At 68.4% G+C, this 7,036-nt stretch carries 8 protein-coding genes and 1 pseudogene; 2 read left to right on the forward strand and 7 right to left on the reverse strand.

The genetic code is table 11. The annotated features are described in order from the left end of the window. Positions 1–212 (forward strand): annotated as a pseudogene (locus AC07C1_RS16235) (IS701 family transposase); the annotation flags it as partial. A gap of 101 nt (positions 213–313) precedes the next feature. On the opposite strand, the gene AC07C1_RS16240 reads toward AC07C1_RS16235, so the two are convergent. The 6 genes from AC07C1_RS16240 to AC07C1_RS16265 all read right to left on the reverse strand — a co-directional run bounded on the left by AC07C1_RS16240 (position 314) and on the right by AC07C1_RS16265 (position 5,243). Beyond that, positions 314–1,012 carry a contact-dependent growth inhibition system immunity protein gene (locus AC07C1_RS16240; RefSeq protein WP_478939466.1) on the reverse strand — a complete coding sequence of 233 codons (699 nt, stop codon included), beginning with the start codon at positions 1,010–1,012 and terminating at the stop codon, positions 314–316. Positions 1,013–1,033: 21 nt separating this feature from the next. Next, positions 1,034–1,333, reverse strand: coding sequence for an RNase A-like domain-containing protein (locus tag AC07C1_RS16245; protein ID WP_478939468.1), 300 nt, complete (start codon positions 1,331–1,333; stop codon positions 1,034–1,036). A 13-nt stretch (positions 1,334–1,346) separates the two neighbouring features. After that, positions 1,347–1,904 carry a hypothetical protein gene (locus AC07C1_RS16250; protein ID WP_478939470.1) on the reverse strand — a complete coding sequence of 186 codons (558 nt, stop codon included), beginning with the start codon at positions 1,902–1,904 and terminating at the stop codon, positions 1,347–1,349. A gap of 60 nt (positions 1,905–1,964) precedes the next feature. Next, a complete protein-coding gene (locus AC07C1_RS16255) occupies positions 1,965–3,248 on the reverse strand; it encodes an RNase A-like domain-containing protein (RefSeq protein WP_478939472.1) in 1,284 nt (427 codons plus the stop codon). 397 nt (positions 3,249–3,645) lie between these two features. Then, positions 3,646–3,930, reverse strand: coding sequence for a WXG100 family type VII secretion target (locus AC07C1_RS16260; RefSeq protein WP_478939935.1), 285 nt, complete (start codon positions 3,928–3,930; stop codon positions 3,646–3,648). 194 nt (positions 3,931–4,124) lie between these two features. Continuing rightward, a complete protein-coding gene (locus AC07C1_RS16265) occupies positions 4,125–5,243 on the reverse strand; it encodes a hypothetical protein (RefSeq protein ID WP_478939474.1) in 1,119 nt (372 codons plus the stop codon). Positions 5,244–5,467: 224 nt separating this feature from the next. Between AC07C1_RS16265 and AC07C1_RS16270 the strand changes: the two genes are divergently transcribed. After that, positions 5,468–6,622 carry a cystathionine gamma-synthase gene (locus tag AC07C1_RS16270; RefSeq protein ID WP_478939476.1) on the forward strand — a complete coding sequence of 385 codons (1,155 nt, stop codon included), beginning with the start codon at positions 5,468–5,470 and terminating at the stop codon, positions 6,620–6,622. Between the two features lie 13 nt (positions 6,623–6,635). Here the strand turns inward: AC07C1_RS16270 and AC07C1_RS16275 are convergent, their stop codons facing one another. Next, complete coding sequence (locus tag AC07C1_RS16275; RefSeq protein WP_478939478.1) at positions 6,636–6,884, reverse strand: hypothetical protein; 249 nt, start codon at positions 6,882–6,884, stop codon at positions 6,636–6,638. Positions 6,885–7,036: the final 152 nt, after the last annotated feature.

Raw genomic sequence — 7,036 nt, forward strand, 5'->3', positions numbered from 1 at the left:
CCGTCGTCCGCGCTGACGAACACGCCCGCAACCCCGCCCCGGACGCGTTGGTCCCGCTGTCCTGCAACGAGATCCAGCGCCTGTTCATCACGCTCATCGTCCGGCCCCTCCACGACGTCGCCCACCGGCTCGGCTGGTCCGACTGGCGACGCCGACATCAGCAGCGATCCCGCACCAGCCATTACCAGCGACAAGCCGCATCCCAGACATAAAGATCACGATCTACAGCTGGAGTACTAAGCGATGTCACTCTCCAGCAGCGGCAACGCCGATCGGGCAGGCCACGCCGGTGCCGCCGGGCGGGCAGACCACGTCAGGTCGGTTCATCGGTTCTTGGCCCGGTCCCGTAGTCGGCAAGTGGCCCGGTAAGGCGGTCGGCGACGAGGGCTAGCCAGCTAGAGGGCGAACACGGGGTGGGCGGATCGACTTCCATACCCAACTCGGCGACGGCGATGGCGTAATCAGACTCGGCCAGATCGAGCGCGAGGAGCTCATGCAGCTCCCCGACGAGTCGGGCGACGAGCCGCGGGTCGGTCGAGGTCCGGTAGTCATCGACGGCCATCTCGTGGTCGTCGAACTCGTCGGGCATGTCCTGGGAGAACCAGCCGCCGAGGAACTGACCCAGCTCCGGGAAACGGGCGTGCCACTCCCAGTGGGTGGCGGGGGCGGCCGGGAGCGGGACCTCGCCCTCCTCGACGCTGTGCCTGATGTGGCCGGCGAGGCAGAGGAGCCACTGCTGGATCTCGCTCTCAGCCAGGCCGACGTCCGGGATCGCGTAGAACTCGCCGAGCCGCAGCCGCAGTCGCCCCGGCGGATTCTCGGCGTACTCCCGCAATTGTCGCTCGGCGATGGCGAGAGCCCACGGTCGGCTGTGCCAGGTCTGCCGTAGGTAGGCGGTCAGGGCCTGGCTGGGTTCGTCCGGGGTGTCGTCGGCCGGTTGCCCGGCGTAGGAACGGATCACCTGGTCGAGCTCGCCATACCGGCGGTCGTGTTCGAGGGGGCTCAGGGGCACGGTGGTCAGCCTCTGCGATCGCTACAGGTAGAAGGGGAAGGTGGCGTGAACGGCGAAGCCGTGAGGGCGGGAGGCGTCCCCCTTGAGGATGACGCGGGCGGCCCGTACCTCGACGGGGTCCCTCCCGGCCAGCATCATTGCCTGGAGGAGGACGCGTCCGACCGGCTCGTGGCGGGACGGCCAGAACGCCTCGATGGTCAGGCGCGAGCGTGTCGACTGGGCCAGCCAGCGGTGGATCAGCTGCTCATTGGCGGTGACGACCTGCTGGGTGGCCCACTGGGCGGTCTCGCGGTCGGGATACGTGGCGGAACGAGTACGCATGTCTGGATCGCTTTCAATCCTCGTCAAAGGCCCAGAAGACCCCCACTTCGAAGTCTGCAACGACAATCAGGCCGCAGTCGGTGGTGAAGTCGGATAGACGGTTCCATTCCGTGTCCGGGTTCAGCAGGTCCGGCTCGGGGTTGTTTCGAGCCTCGGCTGCATTGGTGTAGTAGATGGCCTCCTGCCCGAACCGGGAAAGAATTATTTCGGCGCAGTCGAAAAGCCGCTCTTTGCGGGAATTGAAGTCCGGGATATTCGTCGCCTGGTAGTGCATACCCTGCAGGGCGACGAGTAGTTGAGTCGCCGATCGCTTTCCGACCCTGTAGAGAAGTGAATCGAATTCGTCGACGCGCAGGTCGGCGAACGGTTTCTCTTCCGTCTTCTCGACGTTTGAGGTGGGGGGTGGGCAGTTTACAACTCCCCACTTCCGTGGGTCGGAGACCTCGAGCGTCATGACGGCCTGCGCATCGCGACGCCAGTCCTCATGTCTCCGGGGGCCTGCTGCCGCAAAGGAGAAAGCCCCGCCGAAGAGATCCAGCAGAGCCGACTGCCAAGAAGTCGAGTCGATCACCCGATGTCCTTCCTTGGGTTGTTGGTCCGTGACAGAGGCAGCTGCTCCAGGTGCGGAGCCTCACTGCTGAACCGTGTCGCTCGGCATGGAAGTGAGGACAACGTATGGCGGATGGCCCCCTGGGCGGGGTCTCAATGTCACATTCACCATATGCGAGTCGTGGGCGGAGGAGTCACCTCGGGTCCACGTCCTGCCGACGACATCATTGAAGGTAAGGCCTACCGTTCGCGTGGAACGGTCCGGGTTCGGATTGCTCGCCAGCCAGTTGGCGATTTTTTGTTGGTTGCGCGGGTCGTCCAGGACGGACTGCGTACAATGCTGGGCTGAGGCCAGATCGATAAATGTCGATGCGGCGATCGGGGCGACCGTACCATCCGGACGTATCTTTGCCTGGTCGCGAAGTCTCTGTTCCAGCTGCGCGTCCGTCTTTCCCACGTGTTTGTCGATCACGTGCGCGCCTGCGAGCCCCTCCTGATTGGCGAGATCCACGGGATACCGGTGTTGGGACTCGTCATCTCCTGGCACCGCGTACAGGGGGTCGCCCTTGAAGTCGGTCAGAGCCCGCGCACCGAACGCCTCGGCTCTGGCGGATTCCGCATTGAAGGTCGGCGCGCTCGTATAAGCCTCGTCGAGCGCCGACATCAGGTCCTTGATGCGTCGAACCTGACGGTGAATCCGGTTGTTGTAGGTATCGACGGCGTCGTTCATGGCGCCTTCGTCGATGTTCAGGACGATGCCGACCGATACGTCCGCGACCAGGCCCTTTCCCATGTGCCACAGCCCCTTCACGAGGCTCTTGGCATCCGTGACGTCCAGTTCTCGCGGATCGAGCTGCTTGATGCTGTCCTCTACGGCCTGCCGATAGATCCGGTGCAGGTCCTCGCGAACGTCTTCCGCCGTCTGGGCCACGTTGTACACGGCATCGACCATGACGTCGCAGGTGTCGAACAGCACGGCGAAGACAGGGTGGCTGGTCCCCTTCTTGCGCGCACCGTCGTTCGCCCAGTCGTAGCCGTTTCGGTTCTGCCCCCAGGCGGACGTGCCCCACAGCGTGCTGCAGAACTGCCGCATCGCGTCGTACCACTCCTGATTGGACTGGTCGGTGATGCCGCCGATGAAGCCGGTCAGCATCCCGTCCACCATGCTGAGCGTGGTCTGCGGCATCCTCCAGGTCTCAGAGATCTTGTACAGCTGCAGGTGATTGGGCAGGGGGAGGATCTTCGCCGCCTTGCCCCAACGGCACTCGTGTTCCAGCAGAGGGCGCATGACAGCGAGCACTGCGGCTTCCAGCCCCTCCAGGGCTTTTTGCGCGAAGTCCTGGCTGGCGTCGATGTCCCCCCCCACTTGAAGTCGGTGACCGGTCCGTACTTGGGCGGTGTGTCGATCACGTGCGGAAGGGGGCGCTGGGTCGGATGGCTTGTTGCTGAAGGGTTTGTGGCGGCGTCGGCCGTGGCGTAGTTGTTGGCAGTGGTGGTGAATCCGACACCGGCGCCACCGACGCTCACCACCGACTTGGCCCACACCTCGAGGAATCGATTGGCGACTTTCACATAGGCCTTCGTGAAGTCCTTCATGGCCGAACCGTTGCCGCCGCCGTCCGGATACCGCGCCAACTCGTCGAGAAACGCCTTGACGCCCCGGTCGAGAGGGTCCTGCTGGTCCGCCACGTTCCTGGAGACTTGGTAGAGGTCCGTCGGCGTCACATCGATGTTCCTCTGCGCGGAAGCCGCATGAGTGGCCATCAGGCGGCCCCCCAGCCACGCAGGACCGCTTTGTGCGCTGCCGCGTAATTGGCGTGGCCGGTGGTGACGTAGGCGTGCAGCCACCTCTGGGCCGCCTGCAGGTCCTGCGCGGAGCGGTCCCATTCGTCGAGCTTCTCGACGAAGATCTCGCGGGCTTCGCCCTTCCAGGACAGGACGACCGGTTCGACGCGGTCATACAGCTCGTCCAGCCTGCGGTTGAGGTGCTTGAGGATGTCCTCCAGTTCGCCGGCAACCTCATGGAGCGTGGCGAACGAGACGGTTATGTGGTCGTCGGGCGTGCGTGGTGATGGGCCTCGGCCAGGTAGAAGGGGCGGGTGTCAGCCGGGAGGATCTACGGGGTGATCATGCCGTAGCCGGAGGAGGTGAGGACCTTCTGGCAATGTGCGTGCTGTCGGCGGCCGTTGAGGGCCGTCGGGTGGGGCGAGGCAAGGGCGGTCGGCCGGCCCGGGCCGGTCGGTCAGCCGGGTAGGCCGGCCGGGGTGCCGCCGTTGGCCTCGTAGCCGGCCACGGCCAGCGCGCGGTAGACGGCGAAGTCGGCGGCCGGGTCGGCGGACAGCGTCCAGGGCAGCGCGCCCACGTGACCATCGACGTGTATCAGCTCGTGCATGGCCTCGGACCAGCGCTCGGCGCGGACCAGGAAGAAGATCAGCAGGTGGCGGACGTGCGCGAGCGTCGGGTCGTCGGGCCGGGCCGCGTGCACCGCGTGCAGCGCGCCGTGCATCGCCTTGGTGACCACCTCGCTGCGGTAGAAGCCCGAGACCAGGTTCACCTCCGGGAGGTGCTCGAAGACAGCGAAGAGCGGCAGCGCGGCGAGCAGCGAGCCCTGCGGGGCGCGGGCCGCCGCGGCCTCGGCGAAGGCGTACGCCTGCTCGCGCGAGCCGTGCCACTTCTCGCACCAGTAGTGCAGTGCGGCCAGATGCGCGCCCATGTGGTGCGGGGCGCGGTCGAGGATCTTCAGCCACAGCTGCTCGAACTCGGCCTGCGGGCAGGCGAGTCCACGGGCGATGGACAGCTCGATGATGTACGGCACCGGGTCGCCGGGAGCCAGCAGGGCCGCCTGTGCGCAGGCGTCCCGGGCCTCCTCCATGATGATCCGGAAGTCGTCCGTGCCCGGCGTCGACGTACGCCAGGCCTGCTGCACCAGGAACTCCGCGTGGACGGCGGCGGCGCCCGGGTCCTTTGGCTGCTCGGCCCGCCATACCCGCAGCCACTGGCCGCCCGGCGTCTCGTGCACCCCGCCGGGCCGCTCCCGCAGCTCCAGCGCGGCGGCGCCCGCGAAGGCCTGCACCCGCTGCCAGCGCTGCTCACCCTCGGCCTCGGTGCCGGCCAGCAGCTGGGCGGCGGCCCGGTAGTCCTGGGTGCGCTGCACCAGCTCCAGGACGTCCAGCAGGTCCTGGTCCGGGCCGGGCATGCGCACGTCCAGCTCTTCCTGGCGCACGAAGCCGTAGTCCGCCGGGTCGGCGGCGTCCGGGTGCCCCGGGGGAACCCGCTCGATCATCCCGCGCCTGCGCCGCACGACCGTGAGCAGGGCAAAGCTCATCAGGAGCAGTGCCATCAGCAGCCAGAGAATCGCCATGCCCCCAGCGAACCAGACGCCGCCGACAATTGGCCAACCCCGCCGCGGACCTGTGGAAAACTCAGGGCCGGGTCATGACAGGCCGGGACCGGGGTGGCCGGTGCCGGTCGCGCGGGCCGGGGTGCGGCCGACTGCCGCCGTACGCGTAGGGAAAACCCTTGAGCCGGTACCGGCCGAGCCCGGCGGGCGTCAGCATCCGGCCAGGCGCACTACGCTCGGTGCACATGAGCGACAGGCACATCAGTCAGCACTTCGAGACCCTCGCGATCCACGCGGGCAACACCGCGGATCCCCTCACCGGCGCCGTCGTCCCGCCGATCTACCAGGTCTCGACCTACAAGCAGGACGGCGTCGGGGGGCTGCGGGGCGGCTACGAGTACAGCCGCAGCGCCAACCCGACCCGGACCGCCCTGGAGGAGAACCTCGCCGCGCTGGAGGGCGGCCGCCGCGGCCTCGCCTTCGCGTCCGGCCTGGCCGCCGAGGACACCCTGCTGCGCACGCTGCTCACCCCCGGCGACCACGTGGTGATCCCGAACGACGCCTACGGCGGCACCTTCCGCCTCTTCGCCAAGGTCGCCACCCGCTGGGGCGTGGAGTGGTCGGTCGCCGACACCAGCGACCCGGCCGCCGTCCGGTCCGCGGTCACCCCGAAGACCAAGGCCGTCTGGGTGGAGACCCCGTCCAACCCGCTGCTCGGCATCACCGACATCGCCGCCGTCGCTCAGGTCGCCCACGACGCGGGCGCCAAGCTCGTCGTCGACAACACCTTCGCCACGCCCTACCTCCAGCAGCCGCTGTCGCTCGGCGCGGACGTCGTCGTGCACTCCCTGACCAAGTACATGGGCGGCCACTCGGACGTGGTCGGCGGTGCGCTGATCGTCTCCGACCAGGCGCTGGGCGAGGAGCTGGCCTACCACCAGAACGCGATGGGCGCGGTCGCCGGTCCCTTCGACTCCTGGCTGGTGCTGCGCGGCACCAAGACCCTCGCGGTGCGCATGGACCGGCACAGCGAGAACGCCACGAGGATCGCCGACATGCTGGCCGGTCACGCGCGCGTGACCAGCGTGCTGTACCCGGGCCTGCCCGAGCACCCCGGTCACGAGGTCGCCGCCAAGCAGATGAAGGCGTTCGGCGGCATGGTGTCCTTCCGGGTCGAGGGCGGCGAGGAGGCCGCCGTCGAGGTGTGCAACCGCGCCAAGGTCTTCACTCTCGGCGAGTCGCTCGGCGGTGTCGAGTCCCTCATCGAGCACCCCGGCCGGATGACGCACGCCTCCGCGGCCGGTTCCCTCCTGGAGGTCCCCGCCGACCTGGTGCGCCTGTCCGTGGGCATCGAGAACGTCGACGACCTCCTCGAGGACCTGCAGCAGGCCCTCGGCTAGCCGACCGCCCGCGTCACCAGCCGGTGATCGGTGGGGTCGTCTGCGAGGGCGGCTCCACCCACGGGCGCGCGTGCGCCGCCCACACGGTGAATGCGACGGCCGCGGCGCACGCCAGCAGCCACAGCACGCGGCGGGCGAGCCGCCTGCGCCGCAGCAGGCGCTCGCCGCGACGTACCGCCTCCCTGTGCACGTCCGGCGGCACCGGCGCCGGAACCCGCTCCATGATCCGCCGCACGGCGGCCTCCCGCTCGGCCCGGTTCACCGCGGCCCACCCGCCCGCTGTGACCGCCTCACCGAGTCGAGGACGGGCGGCCGGATCTCCTGATGCCGGGGCCGGCCGACGGCGTCCTGCTGTCTCACGGCGGTTCGCTGTTTCCGCTCGGCCTGCTGTCCCACGGCGACGTGCTGTCTCCG

It is taken from the genome of Streptomyces sp. NPDC045022 (genome assembly GCF_056432605.1).